This window comes from Bacillus sp. 220_BSPC, assembly GCF_001054655.1.
Lineage (GTDB): Bacteria > Bacillota > Bacilli > Bacillales > DSM-1321 > Peribacillus > Peribacillus frigoritolerans.
This window is the reverse complement of record NZ_JVPL01000137.1, coordinates 1-18,327: the sequence shown is the minus strand read 5'-3', so window position 1 is coordinate 18,327 and position 18,327 is coordinate 1. Positions and strand designations below refer to the sequence as shown.

20 protein-coding genes are annotated in these 18,327 nt (G+C 43.4%); 4 read left to right on the top strand and 16 right to left on the bottom strand.

The window, feature by feature from the left end; genetic code table 11:
- Nucleotides 1-9: 9 nt before the first annotated feature.
- Nucleotides 10-459 carry a YtoQ family protein gene (locus ADA55_RS08965; RefSeq protein WP_048682245.1) on the top strand — a complete coding sequence of 150 codons (450 nt, stop codon included), beginning with the start codon at nt 10-12 and terminating at the stop codon, nt 457-459.
- Between the two features lie 132 nt (nt 460-591).
- Here the strand turns inward: ADA55_RS08965 and ADA55_RS08960 are convergent, their stop codons facing one another.
- The 3 genes from ADA55_RS08960 to ADA55_RS08950 all read right to left on the bottom strand — a co-directional run bounded on the left by ADA55_RS08960 (nt 592) and on the right by ADA55_RS08950 (nt 3,253).
- Entirely contained in the window at nt 592-1,461 is an 870-nt protein-coding gene (locus ADA55_RS08960) for an AraC family transcriptional regulator (protein ID WP_048682241.1), read from the bottom strand.
- Nucleotides 1,462-1,576: 115 nt separating this feature from the next.
- Nucleotides 1,577-2,098 carry a DUF84 family protein gene (locus ADA55_RS08955; protein WP_048682238.1) on the bottom strand — a complete coding sequence of 174 codons (522 nt, stop codon included), beginning with the start codon at nt 2,096-2,098 and terminating at the stop codon, nt 1,577-1,579.
- 81 nt (nt 2,099-2,179) lie between these two features.
- Nucleotides 2,180-3,253: a M42 family metallopeptidase gene (locus ADA55_RS08950; RefSeq protein ID WP_048682235.1), complete on the bottom strand. Its 1,074-nt coding sequence runs from the start codon at nt 3,251-3,253 to the stop codon at nt 2,180-2,182.
- A 176-nt stretch (nt 3,254-3,429) separates the two neighbouring features.
- Between ADA55_RS08950 and ADA55_RS08945 the strand changes: the two genes are divergently transcribed.
- Nucleotides 3,430-3,747 carry a PepSY domain-containing protein gene (locus ADA55_RS08945; protein ID WP_048682232.1) on the top strand — a complete coding sequence of 106 codons (318 nt, stop codon included), beginning with the start codon at nt 3,430-3,432 and terminating at the stop codon, nt 3,745-3,747.
- A gap of 50 nt (nt 3,748-3,797) precedes the next feature.
- On the opposite strand, the gene ADA55_RS08940 is transcribed toward ADA55_RS08945, so the two are convergent.
- On the bottom strand, nt 3,798-4,643 hold the full coding sequence (locus ADA55_RS08940; RefSeq protein ID WP_048682229.1) for a YtnP family quorum-quenching lactonase: 846 nt from the start codon (nt 4,641-4,643) through the stop codon (nt 3,798-3,800).
- 129 nt (nt 4,644-4,772) lie between these two features.
- On the bottom strand, nt 4,773-5,411 hold the full coding sequence (trmB, locus tag ADA55_RS08935) for a tRNA (guanosine(46)-N7)-methyltransferase TrmB (protein WP_034309290.1): 639 nt from the start codon (nt 5,409-5,411) through the stop codon (nt 4,773-4,775).
- Between the two features lie 242 nt (nt 5,412-5,653).
- Here trmB and ADA55_RS08930 point away from each other — a divergent pair, with 242 nt between their 5' ends.
- Nucleotides 5,654-5,929, top strand: coding sequence for a YtzH-like family protein (locus tag ADA55_RS08930; RefSeq protein WP_034309293.1), 276 nt, complete (start codon nt 5,654-5,656; stop codon nt 5,927-5,929).
- Here the strand turns inward: ADA55_RS08930 and ADA55_RS08925 are convergent, their stop codons facing one another.
- From ADA55_RS08925 to ADA55_RS08890, 8 genes are all read right to left on the bottom strand, one after another.
- Complete coding sequence (locus ADA55_RS08925; protein WP_048682303.1) at nt 5,930-6,712, bottom strand: phosphotransferase family protein; 783 nt, start codon at nt 6,710-6,712, stop codon at nt 5,930-5,932. It abuts the gene before it with no gap.
- Between the two features lie 292 nt (nt 6,713-7,004).
- Nucleotides 7,005-8,036: a diacylglycerol/lipid kinase family protein gene (locus ADA55_RS08920; RefSeq protein ID WP_142398451.1), complete on the bottom strand. Its 1,032-nt coding sequence runs from the start codon at nt 8,034-8,036 to the stop codon at nt 7,005-7,007.
- Nucleotides 7,948-8,955, bottom strand: coding sequence for a hypothetical protein (locus tag ADA55_RS08915; protein ID WP_048682223.1), 1,008 nt, complete (start codon nt 8,953-8,955; stop codon nt 7,948-7,950). Before ADA55_RS08915 ends, ADA55_RS08920 begins: the two co-directional genes overlap by 89 nt.
- Nucleotides 8,956-8,974: 19 nt before the next feature.
- Nucleotides 8,975-9,583 (bottom strand): RNA 2',3'-cyclic phosphodiesterase, encoded by a 609-nt coding sequence (gene thpR, locus ADA55_RS08910; protein WP_048682220.1) that lies wholly within the window; start codon nt 9,581-9,583, stop codon nt 8,975-8,977.
- A gap of 186 nt (nt 9,584-9,769) precedes the next feature.
- Nucleotides 9,770-11,008, bottom strand: a complete 1,239-nt coding sequence (locus ADA55_RS08905) for an Nramp family divalent metal transporter (RefSeq protein WP_048682216.1) — start codon at nt 11,006-11,008, stop codon at nt 9,770-9,772.
- 215 nt (nt 11,009-11,223) lie between these two features.
- Nucleotides 11,224-12,078 (bottom strand): D-amino-acid transaminase, encoded by an 855-nt coding sequence (dat, locus tag ADA55_RS08900; RefSeq protein WP_048682215.1) that lies wholly within the window; start codon nt 12,076-12,078, stop codon nt 11,224-11,226.
- 21 nt (nt 12,079-12,099) lie between these two features.
- Nucleotides 12,100-13,512: a dipeptidase PepV gene (pepV, locus tag ADA55_RS08895; RefSeq protein ID WP_048682212.1), complete on the bottom strand. Its 1,413-nt coding sequence runs from the start codon at nt 13,510-13,512 to the stop codon at nt 12,100-12,102.
- Between the two features lie 156 nt (nt 13,513-13,668).
- Nucleotides 13,669-15,006 (bottom strand): MATE family efflux transporter, encoded by a 1,338-nt coding sequence (locus ADA55_RS08890; RefSeq protein WP_048682209.1) that lies wholly within the window; start codon nt 15,004-15,006, stop codon nt 13,669-13,671.
- 450 nt (nt 15,007-15,456) lie between these two features.
- Between ADA55_RS08890 and ADA55_RS08885 the strand changes: the two genes are divergently transcribed.
- Complete coding sequence (locus tag ADA55_RS08885) at nt 15,457-16,191, top strand: SDR family NAD(P)-dependent oxidoreductase (protein WP_048682206.1); 735 nt, start codon at nt 15,457-15,459, stop codon at nt 16,189-16,191.
- An 87-nt stretch (nt 16,192-16,278) separates the two neighbouring features.
- Here the strand turns inward: ADA55_RS08885 and ADA55_RS08880 are convergent, their stop codons facing one another.
- The 3 genes from ADA55_RS08880 to ADA55_RS08870 form a co-directional block, all read right to left on the bottom strand.
- On the bottom strand, nt 16,279-16,764 hold the full coding sequence (locus ADA55_RS08880) for a DedA family protein (RefSeq protein ID WP_034309313.1): 486 nt from the start codon (nt 16,762-16,764) through the stop codon (nt 16,279-16,281).
- Between the two features lie 247 nt (nt 16,765-17,011).
- Complete coding sequence (gene lepB, locus ADA55_RS08875) at nt 17,012-17,563, bottom strand: signal peptidase I (protein ID WP_176474440.1); 552 nt, start codon at nt 17,561-17,563, stop codon at nt 17,012-17,014.
- Between the two features lie 94 nt (nt 17,564-17,657).
- On the bottom strand, nt 17,658-18,041 hold the full coding sequence (locus ADA55_RS08870; protein WP_048682202.1) for a DnaJ family domain-containing protein: 384 nt from the start codon (nt 18,039-18,041) through the stop codon (nt 17,658-17,660).
- Between the last annotated feature and the right edge of the window lie 286 nt (nt 18,042-18,327).

Genomic DNA, 18,327 nt, shown 5'->3' with positions numbered 1-18,327 from the left:
AGGAAAACAATGAAGTTAACCGTTTATCTTGCTGGGGAAATCCATTCAAATTGGAGAAGTGAGTTGAGAGATAAGGCCGCTGCACTGAAGCTTCCATTAGAATTCGTCGGCCCGATGGAAAATCATGAACGCTCCGATAATATCGGTGAAGATGTCCTCGGGGAACAGCCGAATCCTATCCTGAAGGATGCAGCCGCTTCCCAAATCAATAATTTGCGGACAGGTCTTTTGATGAAAAAAGCCGATCTTGTCGTCGCTCTGTTTGGCGAGAAATACAAGCAGTGGAATACTGCCATGGACGCAAGCACCGCCATTTCCCTGGGAAAACCGCTTATTTTGATTCGGCCGGAAACCCATCACCATGCCTTAAAGGAATTATCGGAAAAGGCGAGTGTCACGGTCGAATCCGTGAACCAGGCCATGAAGGTACTTTCTTATATTTTTGAAGACGGCCTGTAAATCTCCCTGTCCTTAACCAGTACAAGAATGAAGGGCTGATCATTTCATATTTACAAATAAAAAAGCTTGCAGGGGCAAATTAGATGCCTAACCCCCTGCAAGCGAATAACGATTGATTTTGATGGTTGAATACTATCCCTTTTTAATCGGAATCCAAATTTCGGAGTAATAGTCAGGGTTTGAAGCATCCGCATTGTCGTATACTTCCAATTCAGGAGTTCCGGCATGTTCATGACCGCTTGTAGGGAACCATTCGGAAAAAATCCGCTTCCAAGCTTGTTGCATGCTATCAGGCATAGGTCCGTGAACTTCAAATACAACCCACTTGGAAGCCGGTATCGTAAGGGTCGAAAACTCTTCAGGCACTTTCCCGGCATACTCTGCACCTATCCAATAATCCATCGTTTCAGTTTTTTCCACAGCCCGCTTATCGACACATACACCAAGCAAGCCATCTATTTGGCCATTGTTCAACTTCGCTAACCTATCTCCTGTTCCATTCGAATTGACTTTCTCCCACAACTTTGGAATCCCAATCAAATTCTCTTCATTAACCAAGGAAAACTCTTGCTTGATTCCAATCAATTGAAAGGAATCCCTTTCAAGGATATTGTATTTCATCGGTTTTGCCCCTTTCAGAATGACCTGTATCATCAGGCGTTCATAGAATTTCAGCTTCCCCATATACTTTCGCGCTTCGCTTGGAGAAACCCCATGCTGCCTTCGAAAAGCTTTTGAGAATGCCTCGGGGGTGTCATAGCCGTACTTGTAGGCTAAATCAATGACCTTGCCATTTGCGGATGATATCTCCTGGGCCGCTAAAGTCAGTCTTCGACGCCGGATATATTCACCAATGGAAATATCCGTTAAAATGGTGAAGGTCCGTTGAAAATGAAAAGCCGAAGCATTCGCCTGCCTGGAAATGCTCTCGATCGTAAGGTCCTCCAATAAGTGCTCTTCGATATAGTCGATGGCCTTTTGGATTGACTCTACCCACCCCATATCCGCTCACCCCCTGTCACTATAGTAGCAAGACCGCTCAATAAAACCCTGTCTTATTCTGCTCAGTTTTGGCAGTGTTCGTTTCCATTCGAAGACACCTTTCCATGACAGTGATTCATAAATCGTGCTTTCCCATTTTCAGCTTATATTCGTGTTGACCGGCTAGCATCCTCATGATATGAAGGAACATTTCGCCCCTGGTGATTCGGTCATTTGTAAATATGCCGATCGCCCCTTCCTTTTTGCTAATATTCTCTTGCTTTGTGAAGGCGTCCATCACCGGGCCCAACTCTTTACCGTCCAGCAGCTTCGCGGCAACGATTCCCGGAACCGGGATTCTCGCTCCGGCAGCTACAAAGATCTCACCGTCCCTCGTGGCCATTGCGCCCCAATTACACAGAAACAGGGCTTGTCCCATTTTCACGACACCGCCTTCAAGTCCGATGCCCACATCGGCATCACTGTGAATCAAGCAATTCCGGGCACGTGTCATGGCCCCCTCCATCGTTTCCTCGTCTGAAAAAGGCTGTTCCGGAACCCCGCTCCCCACTTGAAGCGAAATGATTTCAGCATCTTCATATACACCAAGCACGGCACTTACTTTCGCCGGATTCTTACTGCCTACTGCTATTTTCAATATAATTACCTTCCTTCTATGTAAAAAAAAGCTGATGGAAAAGGATTATGACAGCATCCCTTTCCATTTCAGCTTCCTCCATCAACCGTTTTTTATCAAGGTCTCGAATGTCGTTTTATCACAGGAACGAACCAATTTCCCTATCAGTTCACGGGCAGCGGCATAATCATCAATATGAATCATGGATGCATGTGTATGAATATAGCGGGAACAAATGCCAATCACCCCGCTTGGAATGCCTTCGTTTGCAATATGGACTTGCCCTGCATCCGTGCCGCCCTGGGAAACGAAATATTGATACGGAATCTCATTCGATTCGGCCGTATCAAGGATGAATTCCCTCATGCCGCGATGCGTAACCATCGAACGATCAAAAATGCGGAGCAGTGCCCCTTTTCCCAACTGGCCAAATTCACTTTTACTGCCGGACATATCGTTCGCCGGACTTGCATCCAAAGCAAAGAAAAGATCCGGTTTGATCATATGAGCTGCAGTTTGCGCACCCCGTAATCCCACTTCCTCCTGCACGGTTGCCCCGGAATATAAGACATTCGGCAGCGTTTCACCTTTTAAATCTTTTAACAATTCAATCGCAAGTCCGCAGCCATAACGATTATCCCACGCTTTTGCGAGGATTTTCTTCTCATTGGCCATCGGCGTGAATGGACAAATCGGTACAATCTGCTGACCGGGCTTAATACCGATTCTCTTCACATCTTCTTTATCATCCGCTCCAATGTCAATCAGCATATTTTTGATATCCATTGTTTTTGAGCGTTGCGATTCATCAAGCAAATGGGGCGGAATCGAACCGATGACACCAATGACGGGACCGTTATCGGTTATGATCTCGACTCTTTGTGCCAAAAGCACTTGGCTCCACCAGCCTCCTAGGGTCTGAAAGCGGATCATTCCATTTTCAGTTACGGATGTGACCATGAATCCCACTTCATCCATGTGCCCGGCAACCAGGACGGTCGGCCCATCCTCATTGCCTCTTTTTACCCCAAATATTCCGCCAAGGCGATCTTGGACGATTTCATCCGAATACTTTTCCAACTCACTCTTCATGAAACTCCGAACTGCATGTTCATTTCCCGAGGCTCCCGGTAATTCCGTCAATGTTTTAAAAAGCTCCAAAGTCTCATGATTCATTTTTCTACCCCTAACTATTTATTGTTTCTTTCTATTTTACAAAACTTAGCATCATGTTACACTAGAAAGTTCTAATTTATCAGTTTATGGGTAAAATTTCAAATTATTAGTCAAATAAAGCGTTCTTCTGTATACTAGAAGAAGTGATTTTATAAAATGCAATGGAGGAGAAATCAATGAATTGGAAAACGTTTTTACTAGGTACTGCAGCCGGGTTTGCTGCTGGCTATGCAGCAAAACAATTATTGGATCAATCAAGTAAACCTTCTCCCGATATAGTCTTGGCCCAAGTGAAGGAAACAGTCAAAAAGGACGGAAATATATATGGCTCATGGATCTTGATGAAGCCGGAGAACTATACAAAAAACGATTTGGACTATGAAGTGTACAAAGGCGGGATCACCAGAAATACAGAAGGTAAACGCGAGCAATTCGAATTTGTTGCAGATGCCTCGACAGGAACGATATTGGAGCTTAATGCACAAAATGATTGAAACAAAAAAAGGAGGGCCGTCAAGATGACGTCCTCCTTTTGCTTTCCTTCTTAACGTTTCCGTTTCAATTCGGCTAGTATCTCCTTACCCGTTGCATCCCATTTGATGGCACAGTATTGGGCATCATGGTAGAAGCTATACCAGGACCCATTTTCCAGTCCGGATTTCATCCACTTTTCCTTCGCCTCGATGGAAGTCATGGGATAATCATCATAAGCGAGGACCCAGAGGACATTCGCATGCGCGTGCGTCGGCATGATATCTGCCATGTGGATCAATCTATCCCCGCCATCTTCCATGATGATGATCGCATGTCCATCACTATGTCCCCCGGTATGGATCATTTTAATGCCAGCCGTAATTTCCTGTTCCCCTTCAAAAGGACGTACAAGAGAAGCTACAGCCTCCCAGTTTTCTGACCAATATGTACTTTTTGAACGAATATTCGGGTTTTTCATTTCCGCCCATTCCGTTTTGGTCGTGATGATTTCTGCACGCTCGAAAACGGGCACCCAAGTTTCACCTTCACGTTTCGTCAACCCGCAGGCATGATCGAAATGTAGATGGGTCATTAAAATGTAATCGATATCATTTGGCTGAATTCCAAGTCTGCCAAGATCTTCGACAAGATTGGATTCCTCCGTCACCCCAAAATTCCGTTTCTGCTTGTCATTCATCTTTCCATTGCCAATACCGGAATCTATAAGCATATTCAATCCATTGGCCTGCACCAAAATCGGATCCGTACGTAACTCGATTTGGTTATTTTCGTTAACGGGATACTTCTTGGACCAAAGCGGTTTCGGTACAACACCGAACATCGCACCGCCATCCAAGTGTGTCACACCGCCATTCAACCATGTTAATTTTATTTCCCCTATTTGCATCGTTTCCATTTTACCCCTCCTCTGCCTTTAGTTTAACACCCGCTTCCATATATTGAAATTGATAACAATCAAGTCATCCCCGTGAATCATGAACAAACAAAAAAACCAGATGCTGTGCACCTGGTTTCTGATCGGTGATTATTGGAACATTGCTTCCAATCGGTATATCCGATTGCCTTTGCTCGAGAACTTTTCTTCATATTCAGTCATGATGTTGCCTTCAAAACTGCTGTTATGCAAATCAAGGCTTACAAATTTCAAGAGCATGCCGTATTCGGAAATACTTTTCAAGGAAGATTCGAATAACCCTTGATTATCCGTCTTGAAGTGAATCTCGCCTTTGTCCGGCAGGATGCCTTCATATACTTCGAGGAAGGTCTTATATGTTAACCGACGTTTTGCATGACGTGATTTCGGCCATGGATCAGAGAAATTCAAGTAGACGCGATCCACGTCACCTTTTGCAAAATAGTCCCCTAAGTTCGCTGCGTCAACATTCAACAGCTTTAAATTTGGAACATCCGCTTCAATCAGCAAGTCCAATGCTGCGACAATGACGCTTCCATATACTTCAATTCCAATGAAATTCACATCAGGATGGGCCTTTGCCATTTCTGTGATGAAACGGCCTTTTCCCGTACCCACTTCAATATATAACGGATTATCGTTTCCGAAAACTTCATGCCATTTACCTTTATGGCTCACTGGCTGCTGAATTACATATTGTGGAAAATCATTCAAACGGTCTTCAGCCCAAGGTTTATTTCTTAAACGCATGATGACACCCCTATTTATAATATAATCGTTCAAACCATAACACGAGTGTATGGATTCCTGCAAGTTGATTTTTTCAGGAAACACCCACTGATCAAATAAAAAAACTGCCGGCCATCCAGGCGACAGTCACTGTAGTTTTCATGTATAAAACTTTCAGCAAAACACACCATAAATAAGTGAAGGGCAGGCGAGTACCACCTGGGTATCCCTTGAATCCATGTTTAAGAAAGGAGAGGTATTATATGCCGCTTTCCCATGAACACCAAATGTCACTATTGAAAGATATATTGACCAACCACCAAACAGACTGCTGCGGATCCGTTTCTGAATGTGAACAGGTTGAAAGGCTCGTCAAATCCTTAATGATCAATATGGAAATTGACAGCAATGTGAAAACGATACTGACGGAGATTTACGAATACAGCCAGACGGGCATCGGTACCGCCGATTTAGATGCACATATTTCAACCCACCAGAACGACCTGTCCCAGTGGGTGGATGATATAGATCAATTCTGATCAGCTGAACATCAATAACGCTTCCAGTTTTTGCAGTAATTCATTTCTTTCCTCGTACCGCTTCCTGCGATGATGCCATTGGATGGAAAGCACAAGTTGTGAAACCGTGTGCCATTTCATCCTCATCTCCAGGCCTGCGTCTAGCTTCTTGCCGTAACGGGCAAGCCATTGATTCCATTCTTCCCTCGGGACATATGAATAAAGGAGTATGCCGAGGTCAATGGCCGGATCGCCTATGACCGCTCCGTCCCAATCAATCAGGAACAATCCGTCCGTTTCTGTCATGAGCCAATTATTGTGGTTCACATCACAATGACAGACGACTTTTTCGTCGCATTCAATCAACAGGAGATTGTTCTGTAAAAAATGGATGGCCTGTTTGATAATCGGAATGTCCGTAACATCCGAAGATAACCCGGTTTCTATGTCTGTAAGTATACTTTCAGGTCGTAAAGGGGATTTCCCAAGCCTTTTGAGCATGCTTAACAAAGGATCGGATTGATGAATTTTTTGAAGCAGCTTTGCGACTCTTATATTGTTCATTTCCTGCTGAGATAGCTCCCTGCCTTCCATCCAATGCTGGGCCGTAATTACATCCCCATTTTCCAGGCGTTTTGTCCACATTAACTTTGGAACAATGCCCTCAGCTGAAAGAACAGCTAAAAATGGCGATGAATTTCGTTTAAGGAAGAGCTTCTGCCCCTCTTTCTCGGCAATAAAGGCTTCTCCCGTAGCTCCTCCAGCAGGGGATATATCCCACTCCTGACCTAATAAATGTTCCAACTGGTTCACCTTCGATTTCCTCGCTTAATCATACAAATGTGGGTACGTTCACCTAGTGTATGTATTACCACTACTTTGAGTCCATGTTTTATAAAAAATCCGCCTGCTGGCGAAGCTGCATATATACTTGCATCGGGATGATACCCGCAATTAAAAACATCCTCATTTTAGAGAAATAAAAAAATAGCTATTGAGCAATTAAACAATAGCCATAAATTAAATTTTAGTTGAAAAACGGTTTCTTCGTCAAGTACTATAAAACGATTATACGCATAAAACAAAAACAAATAAATCATTTCATATTTTTGTATCGGTTATCAGCCTGTAACATGACGCGCAATTTCTCTTTCAGAACCACTGCAGCTACTTCGTTCCTACCAACAATTTCCCCATCAGACTGGATTTTCACTGACCCTTCATTCTTCATTTTTATCATTTTACCGGAAAAAGAATCAACATTTTTAATGTTCAGGTGACCGCCCCATAAAACGGTGATGAAGACGGTCAATAATTTCAACAAAGGAATATCATGGACCGCAATCACGTTCAACCTGCCATCATCCAGCTTCGACATCGGTGAAATTTTCATCCCGCCGCCAAAATAGGACTGGTTCGCAATGACGATGAACCAAACCTTTTTCAAAAGATGCCGGTCTCCATCAATGATCAATTCCATGCAGCCGGGCTTGTAAGTCACTATCTTTTTTATAAAAATGAACAGATAAATTAATTTACCCGCTCTGACAAAATTAAACCATTTTTTCAGGGGGGAACGTTCCGCTTCATCGGAAATTTCAGCATCAATGCCCATTCCAAGGCTGTTCACGAAATACCCCATCTTGCCATTCGTCTCGAACTGTCCGATATCAATGGCACTAAAGGCATTATCCTGAAATAAAGAAAGAGCTTCTTCCACACTCTCGGTTTTTTGAATGCCCCTTACATAATCATTGCCCGATCCAGCCGCAAGGGAGCCGATGATAGCGTGGGGGAAACCAATGGCGCCATTTATCATTTCATTGATCGTGCCATCTCCCCCGACAGCGATCATCCGGGTATCCTGCTTCGTCCCTGATAGGATCTCCATCGTCAATCTTAGCGCATGCCCCTTTTCCCGTGTAAAAAACACCTCATGGGGAACAGCTTTTGATTGCAGTATTTTCTCGGCTTTTTTCCAAACCTTCAAACTCTCTCCACTTCCTGCCATTGGATTGACAATGAAATACACCGTTTCTTTAAGGTGCGGCATGCTGATTTCCATCCGTTTGGTTATACTCCGCTTCCCATTCAGGGCGCAGGCTGGATGTAGTTTGGCAATATTCAAGCAAAGCCTGTGCCCCTTTTAACTGCTGTGCCTTGAGCGGAGACGATATGGCCCGCATCCTTTCGAACCATTCCGGGAAGGTCCGTTTGTCCAATATCGTAATATCATAAGGGGCTTCGGGATAATCGACATATCCATTCCGGGATAAAATCACCTTTTTAATCGGCATGTTCACTCCATATAGCTCAAATAACTGGGAGACGATGTTCGTCATCCGATTTGCACCAAGCAAAGGATTGAGCACTTTTTTATCAGGGTGCTTATGATGCCTGCGGACCCAGAACCGTTCACTTGACCCGATGAAAGCAGCGTCTTCTTCCGCTTCCAGAAATGTGATGCACCAAGCATCAACCGGGGTCAATAAAATGACTTCGACTTCAACAGGCGCATTTTTCAAAAGAAAGATAGGTTTATATAATACGAGAAACGTATCCGGAAAACGCTGCAGAAAAAAGCGGAGCCTCTCATCCAAAAAGAATGATTGGTCCACAAATGACTTTTCACGAAGCGTCGAACTCCCCCATTTCATTTGAAAACGAAGCAATTGATTTAAAAAATTTTGCTTTAATTCATCGAGACTGGCTGGCCGGAACGGAAATCTTAATGAAAAAACATTAGTATCTTCAATCTGGTTCGGCACCGGCAGTTCTTCCGCCTCTGACTCCTGTTTACCTGTCCGGCGGAATATGCCTTTCACCTTTTTAAACAGGCGCTTCGAATCTTCCTGAGGCGGATCAAGTTTGACCTGTGTTTCACTTTCAGTATGTTCGCTATACAACTGATCTAGGTCACCCGCATTATAAGCAGCCTTCAATCTATCCCATTGCTGTTTTTTCAACCGTGCAAATTGGGTAGGATAACGATAAATATCCTGCTCATACCGGGAAATATAATCTTGCATCTTTATGAGCTGTGCCATTCGACCACCACCCATCTCTCTATTTTTGGAGGTTTATCGTGAAAATCTTCTCGTATGAAGGGGAAGCTCCAAGATGTGTTTGATATAACGCAACCTGATCTGCTTCAAAATGCTTATCCTGCACATTCGCCATCTGGCGAACGCCCTCCAGCGAAAAGGGATTTTCCCCCTCGAATTTTCTTGCCAGTGTAATATGAGGCTTAAACGGCTTTTTATCAAGTTCAAAACCCGCTTCGATACAGGAATTATAGACTTTCCTTTGAATGGAAAAAAGCCTTTCTTGCTGCTTGACGCCTGCCCAAAGAATCCTTGGACTGTCACTCTTGCCGAAACCGCCAATATCGCCGAGCTCCAAGCCGAATGAGGCCTCATTGGCAAGCACGCTTCCCACACGCCCCAAAGCATCCTCTTTCAATGTATCGGGAGCATTGCCCAAAAATGCCATCGTAATATGATAATCGGCTGGATGCAGCCATTTCTTAAATGGAAAGTCTGGCTTTAGTTGTTCCGTAACAGCATTTAAATAGGCCTTAATATCATCAGGCAATACTAAAGCAAAGAAAAAATGAGTATTCATGGTCACTTCCATTCCTTCCTGTTTTCCCTTTAATTTTACCATAATTCCCATTGCCTATACCTTTTCCTGGGCTTCCTAATAAATATTCCCTCCACAGGAATATCCCTAATCTACCATACTATGAACGAAGCCCCACGGATCATACGCAGGTCCGGGATATATTTTTTCGGGCTGGTCGATTAACGAAAAACACAGCAAAAAAGGACCAAGATTCGGTCCTCCCCTGCCATTTCCATGTTAGCTGAACAGTGTTTCGTAAAGCAGGAACAAGTTCAGTCCAATGATAAGTACAGCTATAAGCCAAGCGGCGCCCGAGGTGATTTTATGGTTGACCAGGCTGCCCATGATTTTTTTATTGCTTGTAAACATGATCAATGGCACTAAGGCAAACGCGATGCCAAACGAGAGTACAACTTGGCTCATCACAAGCGCTTTGGATGGATTCACTCCCCATAATATTATGAGCAGGGGCGGGACGGTAGTAATGACCCTTCTTAAATAAATCGGAATATGTCTTTTAATGAATCCTTGCATGACAACATCACCTGTCATTACACCAACGGATGAGCTCGATAAACCGGCAAATAATAATCCTATTCCGAAGAACATCGCGACTGATGGTCCAAGCATGGCCCCGAATTGTTGATAGGCAACATCCAAGTCCTCCACTAGTGCTCCATTCTTATGAAATAGGGCAGCTGAAACGATGACCATGGCGGCATTGATCGCACCTGCAATCAACATGGCGATGACAATGTCAATTAGCTCAAAACGATAAATCCTTTTTCTTTCCAAATCGTTTACTCCGACTATCCGTCTTTGAGTCAAAGAGGAATGAAGGTATATCGCATGTGGCATAACGGTGGCTCCAAGCATGCCGGCCGATAGTAAAATGCTGTCCACTCCGTCGAATTTCGGAGTGAAGAGTCCTAAAACAACGGCTGAAGTGTCAGGTTTTGCATAAAAAACTTGAGCGCCAAAAGCTATCACAACGACAAATATCATGACCGTGATCAGGGCTTCGAATGTTCGATATCCCCTGCGCTGGATTTCCAGAATGGCAAAGGAACCAATCCCTGCTATGATTGCCGATGTGATCAACGGTAAGTCAAATAGTAAATAAATCCCTAGTGCGGCTCCTATGAATTCAGCTAGGTCGGTTGCCATTATAACGGCTTCAGCCTGAATCCATAATAAGAAAGATGTTTTTTTCGAAAATTTTTCCCTGCATAGCTCCGGAAGGTTCTTTCCAGTGGCTATCCCCAATTTAGCTGATAGTGATTGGATTAGCACAGCCATTAAATTGGAGGCGAAGATAACCCATAATAACGTATAGCCATATTTAGATCCGGCTGTAATATTGGTCGCATAATTCCCTGGATCAATATAGGCAACAGCTGCTATGAAGGCAGGCCCCAGATAGGGAAGCAGATTTTTTATTCCTCTCGAAGAAGATTGATGCAACACATCGGACATATCTATTTCTACTCCTTTTACACGTAACTCAAATTGTTGCTATAGGTAAACTTTTTAGGTTATTAGCAAGTATATTCCTGGTTTTTTAAAATGTCAAAAGAGAGGATTGCATATCGATGTAATTAACGTGATCGGGAATTCGGGGAAAGGCCATCTCGCTTCCGGCTACACAGATAAAAAAACCCCCTTGCCATTAGTGGCAAAGGGGCATTCCTCTATTTAACGGAACCGCATTGCTTCTCGATTTCCTCGGAAAACAGTTTTTGCAGTCTTTGAGTTATCGGACCGGGTTCCCCGGCTGCAATCGATTGGCCATCGATATTAATGATGGGTGTCACTTCGACGCTAGTGCTTGTATAAAGAACTTCATCGGCTGCCATCATGTCCTCGACCGTGAAGGCTTCTTCGACATAGGGAATCCCATGATCAGCGCAAAGCTTCAGCATCACCTGACGGGTAATTCCATTCAGGATCAAGTTTGTGGCCGGATGCGTTTTAAGTTGACCATCCACCACGATTGAGACATTTGACGAACTTCCCTCCGTCACCGTACCATCACGATGCTGGATCGCTTCATCACAGCCGGCTTCCACCGCTTGCTGTTTAGCCATTATATTTCCCAGTAGATTTAAACTCTTGATATTACAGCGCAGCCAGCGTATATCGTCGGTGGTAAAAGCATTGACCCCTGGCTTCATTTTGCCTGTATAAGGCATTTCCTTTGTATAGGCGACAAAGGCCGGTTCAACCTCTGCAGTTGGAAAAGAGTGTGTACGCGCAGATACTCCTCTTGTCAGCTGCATATAGACGATACCGTCCTTCAGTTGATTTTCAGCGATCAGCTCTTTCATGCGGTTTTTGATTTCCGCTATGGTAAAGGGAACTTTCATCTGAATCAACTTCGCACTGTCGATCAGCCGGTTCAGATGCATATCCTCCGTAAATAATTCGCCATTATAAACCCGGATGACTTCATAGACGCCATCACCGAATTGATATCCCCGGTCTTCAATATCTACCTTTACTTCGGACCTGCTTTTAAGGTCGCCGTTAAAAATGATTTTTCCCATGTCTTTCTCCCTCTTTGCTTCTTATTTAGCCAATTCATGAATGGCACGTGCATAAATGGACGTAGCCTTAAGCATATCCCCAATATCAATATATTCATCTTTCTGATGCGCAATGTCTTCGCTGCCTGGGAAAAGCGGGCCAAATGCAACGCCTTCTTTCAATGAACGGGCATATGTGCCGCCGCCAATCGAAAGAAGCTCGGCTTTATCACCTGTCTCCGCTTCATACACTTCCTGCAACGTCTTGATCAAGAAGCTTTCACTGTCCACATAATGCGGAGTTGAATGCGAATTGGTCTTCACTTTCAAATTATATGCCGCAAGCCTTTCTTCCAGCGCCGCCTTTTGCTGTTCCCACTCAAACGTGACCGGATAACGCATGCTGAAACCGATCGAGCTGTCGCCTTGTTTAGAATAATTGAAAACGCCGGCATTGATCGTCAATTCTCCTGTTTGCTCATCCGAATACGCCACACCTAAATTATTTCCGCGGGAATCTTCGAACAAACGATCCTTGATGAAAGTGAAGTAGGCTTTCGCATGCGGATCAAGAGTGAGATCAGCTAAAAATACGGCTAAATGCAGACCTGCATTTCTTCCGTTGTTCGGCTCCATCGCGTGTGCCGAAACACCATTCATTTCAAGCAGCACTTGATTTTTTTGCGGAACGGCTTGCCCCTCCAATGAGTACTTTTGCAAATAATCCTGATAGTTTGCAGCCACTTCAGCAGTGTTGTCCGTTTCCACAATAGCCGTCGCAAAATCCGGTACCATATTCGTCCTTCGACCTGAAGAAAACTCGATGACATTCACGTCTGAGTTCGTGCCATTTCCTGCATCGGCAGGATGGATAACCGAGAAATCCCAGATTCCTTTTTCCGCACTGATGATCGGGAAGTCAGCATCTGGTGCGAAGCCGATCGAAGGCATTTCCTCCACTTCAAAGTACCGGTCAACGCAGCGCCAGTTCGATTCTTCATCGGTTCCAATGATCATCCTCACACGTTTGTTCAAAGGTTCTCCTAGCTCCCGGACCAGCTTCATCGCATGATAGGCAGCCATAGTCGGCCCTTTATCATCGATTGCCCCACGGGCATATATGCGGCCATTGCGGATTTCAGCGCCAAACGGATCCGAACTCCAGCCATCTCCCTCTGGTACCACGTCGACATGGCATAAAATCCCGATTAACTCCTCGCCTTCCCCCATTTCGATATGACCAGCGACATTATCGACATTTTTCACAGTAAAACCGTCTTTTTCGCCTAATTGAAGCATGAAATCAAGCGCTTCCTTCACCCCTTTACCGAGTGGGGCCTCCTCTGTCGGGTGTTCTTCATCAAGTACACTTTTTATTTTCAATAAGTTTTGTGTGTCAAGCAATAAGTCCATTTTCCGTTTTTCAACTTCTTCTCGCCAATTCAATTCACTCAAAATATGACAACTCCTCTTTTATATATATTTTTCATTTTATCACTTTTACTACCACATTCGCCAAGCCTTGCTACCTATTCTTCGTATTCCCGCAATATTGCTAACATCAAACTACCGATAAAATTCCTTACAAAAATAAAAAAACACCCTCTTTTATTAAAAAGAGGATGATTTCATTAGACTATCGTCATTCATTAACACTGTTACTTTTCTGTTCAGTCTTGGGATATATAATGCTAAAAACAAAGAACGTCCTAAACTGAAAGCCAGGAATGCAAGCCATAAACCATGATTGCCATGATTGCTGACTGTTGCGAATTGGACTATTAAAAAAGCCATCAGTGCCAGAAGCATCGAGTTCCTTACTGGAACGGCTTCAGTCGCACCGGTAAACACTCCATAAAAAATGAGTCCGATAAAGGCACTGAATGGGAATAGGACTATCCAAAGTCCATATTCATGGGCCAATTCGATGACGCCGGGAATATCCGTGAATAAGAGAATGACCTCATCGCTGAAAAGATAGTAAGATGCGGCAAGTATGAACGAGGCATACAAGCCCCACCGCGCCGATAGTGAGAGTGTTTTTTTATAAAGGTTTATATCTCTCGAACCAATCGCCTTCCCGACCAGAAGGCTTGACGCGTTCGCGAAGCCATCAAAGCAATAGGCCATCAGGTAATGGATTTGAATGAGTACGGCATTGGCCGCCAGGGTCTCTGTCCCGAAAGTCGCTCCCTTGGCCGTAAAAAGATTGAAAACCGTGATCAGGCAAATGGTCCTGATGAATAAATCCCTGTTGACCACCATCATTTTTTTCAGGGAAGCCCGATCGAACCCCTCCCGGATTGAAAAAGAATCCGGTACGTTAACCGCTTTCCGGATGACCCACAAGCCCAGTAAAAAAGCGGAAATCTCTGATATCAGTGTAGCGGCAGCAACCCCTGATACAGACCATGAAAAGCCATTAACGAAAACGAGGCATAAGATTATATTCATCACGTTCATGAAAACTTGAATGAACAAAGACGTTTTTATCCTCGATTTCCCCATTAACCAGCCTAAGATGACATAATTCAATAGAGCAAATGGTGCGCCCCATATCCTGATGCCGAAATAATCTGCGGCAAAGGCGGAAACATCCGATTCCGGACCGATTGCGCCTAACGATACATTCAAAATGGGCTTTTGGATCACGATAAAAAGCAGACCGATGATCGCTGCAATGAAAAAAGGCCGAATCAAGGACATCAGGGTTTGCTTTTCATCCCTTGCCCCTTCCGCTTGTGCAGCGAAGGCAGATGTACTGACCCGAAGAAAACCAAAAAGCCAATACATCGTATTAAAGATTATCGTTCCGACAGCCACCCCGCCAATATAAGCGGGATCACTCAACTTTCCAACCACAGCCGTATCGACCGCACCGAGCAAGGGGGTACTCATTGTCGAAATCGTAAGCGGGATGGCCAAGGAAAGATATACTCTGTTATTCATAAAATGATGACCTCCTATGTACATAAAAGTTCTGAAAAGTTAGAAATGGAATGTCGTTATAAAAATTTGTATTTAAAGTACAAAAAGATTGCAGTATTCAATTTTAATCAATAGAATTGTACATATGGTGCTCCCCAACATGCAAGAGATGCCTCTACAAGATTACTTGTGGAACGTTTTAAATAGAACGGGTAAAAGCCATTTTAAATCTGGATCATTTACGTATCAAAATTTGAAGATTGAAAGATTGAAAGATTGATATCGCTTTCAACCCGCAGGGGTTATGGGAAGTCCATTTTTATCCAGCAAGAAAAAGGCATTTCGCAAGCCGGAAAATAAAATCCTTGACGATTCTTGAAAGAGTTATAGTAATGCTCGTTGATCATATAACTTTTGAACTATGCTTGAACATACATTCATCATTATAACAACCAATTAGGAGTGATCATGATGGGAAGATTGACTGATAAAGTAGCCATTATCACTGGCGGTGCATCTGGTATGGGCAGGGAAATGGTAGACCTATTCACAAAAGAAGGAGCACAAGTCATTGCTGCCGATATCAATGAAAAAGCTGTAGCTGCCGTGAATGAACTGGCTAACGTCCATGGAACTGTACTTGATGTATCTTCAGACGAAAGCTGGAAAAAGGTGACGGATGAAGTTATCGCTAAATTTGGCAAAATCGACATTTTGGTAAACAATGCCGGTATCTCAACGGAAAAAGGCATTAACGATACGACATTGGCCGATTGGCAGCTAATGTTAGGCATCAATGGATTTGGACCATTCCTTGGAATGAAACACGTTGTTCCTCACATGGCTAAAGAAGGTAAAGGTGCAGTTGTAAACATTTCTTCCTTTACTGCGCAAATCGGAATGGGCTTAAACTCTTATTCAGCTTCAAAAGGTGCCGTTCGTGCTATTTCAAAGGCTGCCGCAACGCAATATGGCCGCATGGGCGTCCGTGTCAATGCCGTATTCCCTGGTATCATCGAAACACCGATGACTCAAAAATTAGAAGAATCAAAAGAGCTAGTGAACCAAATGATCAAGGCAACTCCATTACAACGTTTAGGTCAGCCGGCGGATATTGCAAATGCCGTGCTTTATCTAGCATCCGATGAAGCTTCATACGTAACTGGTGCCGAGCTTGTCATCGACGGCGGATACTCCGCTCAATAATTAAAGCAGAAATGGAAAATCCCGTTTCTAATACTCAGAAACGGGATTTTCTGATTCAATAAAGAAATGTTGTAAGTTTTATTTGCGTTAAGTCAACACACCGATGAAATAGCCAAAAGTCGTAAATACCAAACACCAGCTGAATGCCCCGGCTCCTGCAAAGATAAAGTATTTTCGTTTCCCCATTCCATTCATACCGGAAATGTAACTGGCGAAGTGACGGACTCCTGGGATGAAATAGGCTATGATAATCGTCCATGGACCGTATTTATTGAACCATTTCTCCAATTTTTCCAACCTCGCGGGGGTCATTTTGATCCACTTACCATGCTTCCTCAAAAAAGGCTTCCCCACCTTTTTCCCGATGAAATAACTGACAAGCATCCCGGATATCGAGCCAAGGAAACTGACAAGGAATGCTCCCTGGACATTCAAAACGGAAATGGATGACAAATAGCCGACAAAAGTCATCATGAACTCATCAGGTACCGGCAAGCCAATGATCCCAATGGCCAACAATCCATATATCGCAAAATAACCATAGTTTGATATTAAATCTTTTACTATATCCATCTAAAGTACTCCATCTCAGCACCCTTTATTAAAGTAATCCATTTTCTTATGCGGGCCTGGGTAACGTGATTACTTCTTTTTAATAGGATAACCTAATTTAACCCAAATGAGTTGATTTTCATAAAAAAAATAGAAAAAAAAGAAGAATGGACACGTTTTTTGTTGAAATACCTGTATGACAGTTTCCTCTTTACGGATGAAACTCGGCAACAATAAAAGCGGACTCGATACCCGAGTCCGCTTCTTCTTATTTCACAATCTTTATTTCATTGATCGGCCAATACACTAGATTCGCCTTGCCCACGATTTCATCGACGGATATCGTGCCAATTTCACGGCTATCCAAACTATTTTGGCGATTGTCCCCCATAAGGAACAACTGGTCTTCCGGCACTGTCATGCTGCCTGTAATATCTTCGAGCTTGAAGGATTCAGTCAGCGGCACTCCTGATGCCATCTGATTCTTATATTTGTCCAAGTATGGTTCTTCATAAGCTTTCCCATTAATATAAAGCGTATCGTCTTTATATTCAATATGGTCACCAGGCAGACCGATAACCCTTTTTATATAATCTTTATCTACCGTTGCATGAAAAACGACAATATCAAACCGGTCTATATTATCGATATTCGTTCCAAACTTGGTAAGAACAATTCTTTCGTGGTCTTGCAGAGTCGGCATCATTGACTCACCGTCCACGACAATCGGTGCAAAAATATACGTTCGAATTAAAAAAGCTAGAATGACTGCAATCAATATCGCTTTTATCCATGAAAAAACTTCTTTTCTTTTTTCCACTCGAAGTCCCTCTCTCTGTTTTTTATTCATGCCATTATAACATAATCCTTTCATGATCACGTCATACAAATACCCACATTTTACACATTGCAATTTACTTCCATTTTTCATACTGTATTTCGATGCTTTCCAACTCTATTTCCCTACGCTGCATTTTGGTTGGACAAATCGCATTATATGTACGGACTTTCTCATTAATTTCATCCATTCGTTTCATTAATTCAGATTCAGTTCCATTCATTTTTTTCAATCGAACCAATTCGGCTAGCTCTTCCCGAATTTCTTTTTGCCATTTTATCCAAAGCGGAAGGAAGCCGGCATCCTTGGCCTTCGTCAAGAAGTTGTCATATATATTTCCCGACAGCGCCGACTCCGGAAGCGGTTTACCAAAGCCAGGATTATTCTTCAGCCCGCCTTCTCTTTCATATTCCTTAAAAATTTGATCCATCCAGTTCACATGCCCGTGTTCTTTGCCCATAAACAATCCCCCTTCAGATCACTTGTCATTACATGTTTTTACAATTATAACATTTTTATCAATACCTGCTCCACCCTTGAGGACACTTTCTACTATTATATATGCCTATCTTGCAGCCAAACACATTCAGACATCAAAAAAAAGGATTCCCCTATTCAGGGAATCCTTGCAGACTGTAGACAAACTCGATGAAAATCGATTTTGTCTACATTTTTTTATGGCTTGTACAATTTGGCCGTTGATTGGAACGTAGGGCACTCGCTTTCCGCGGGCGGTCCGCCCTCGG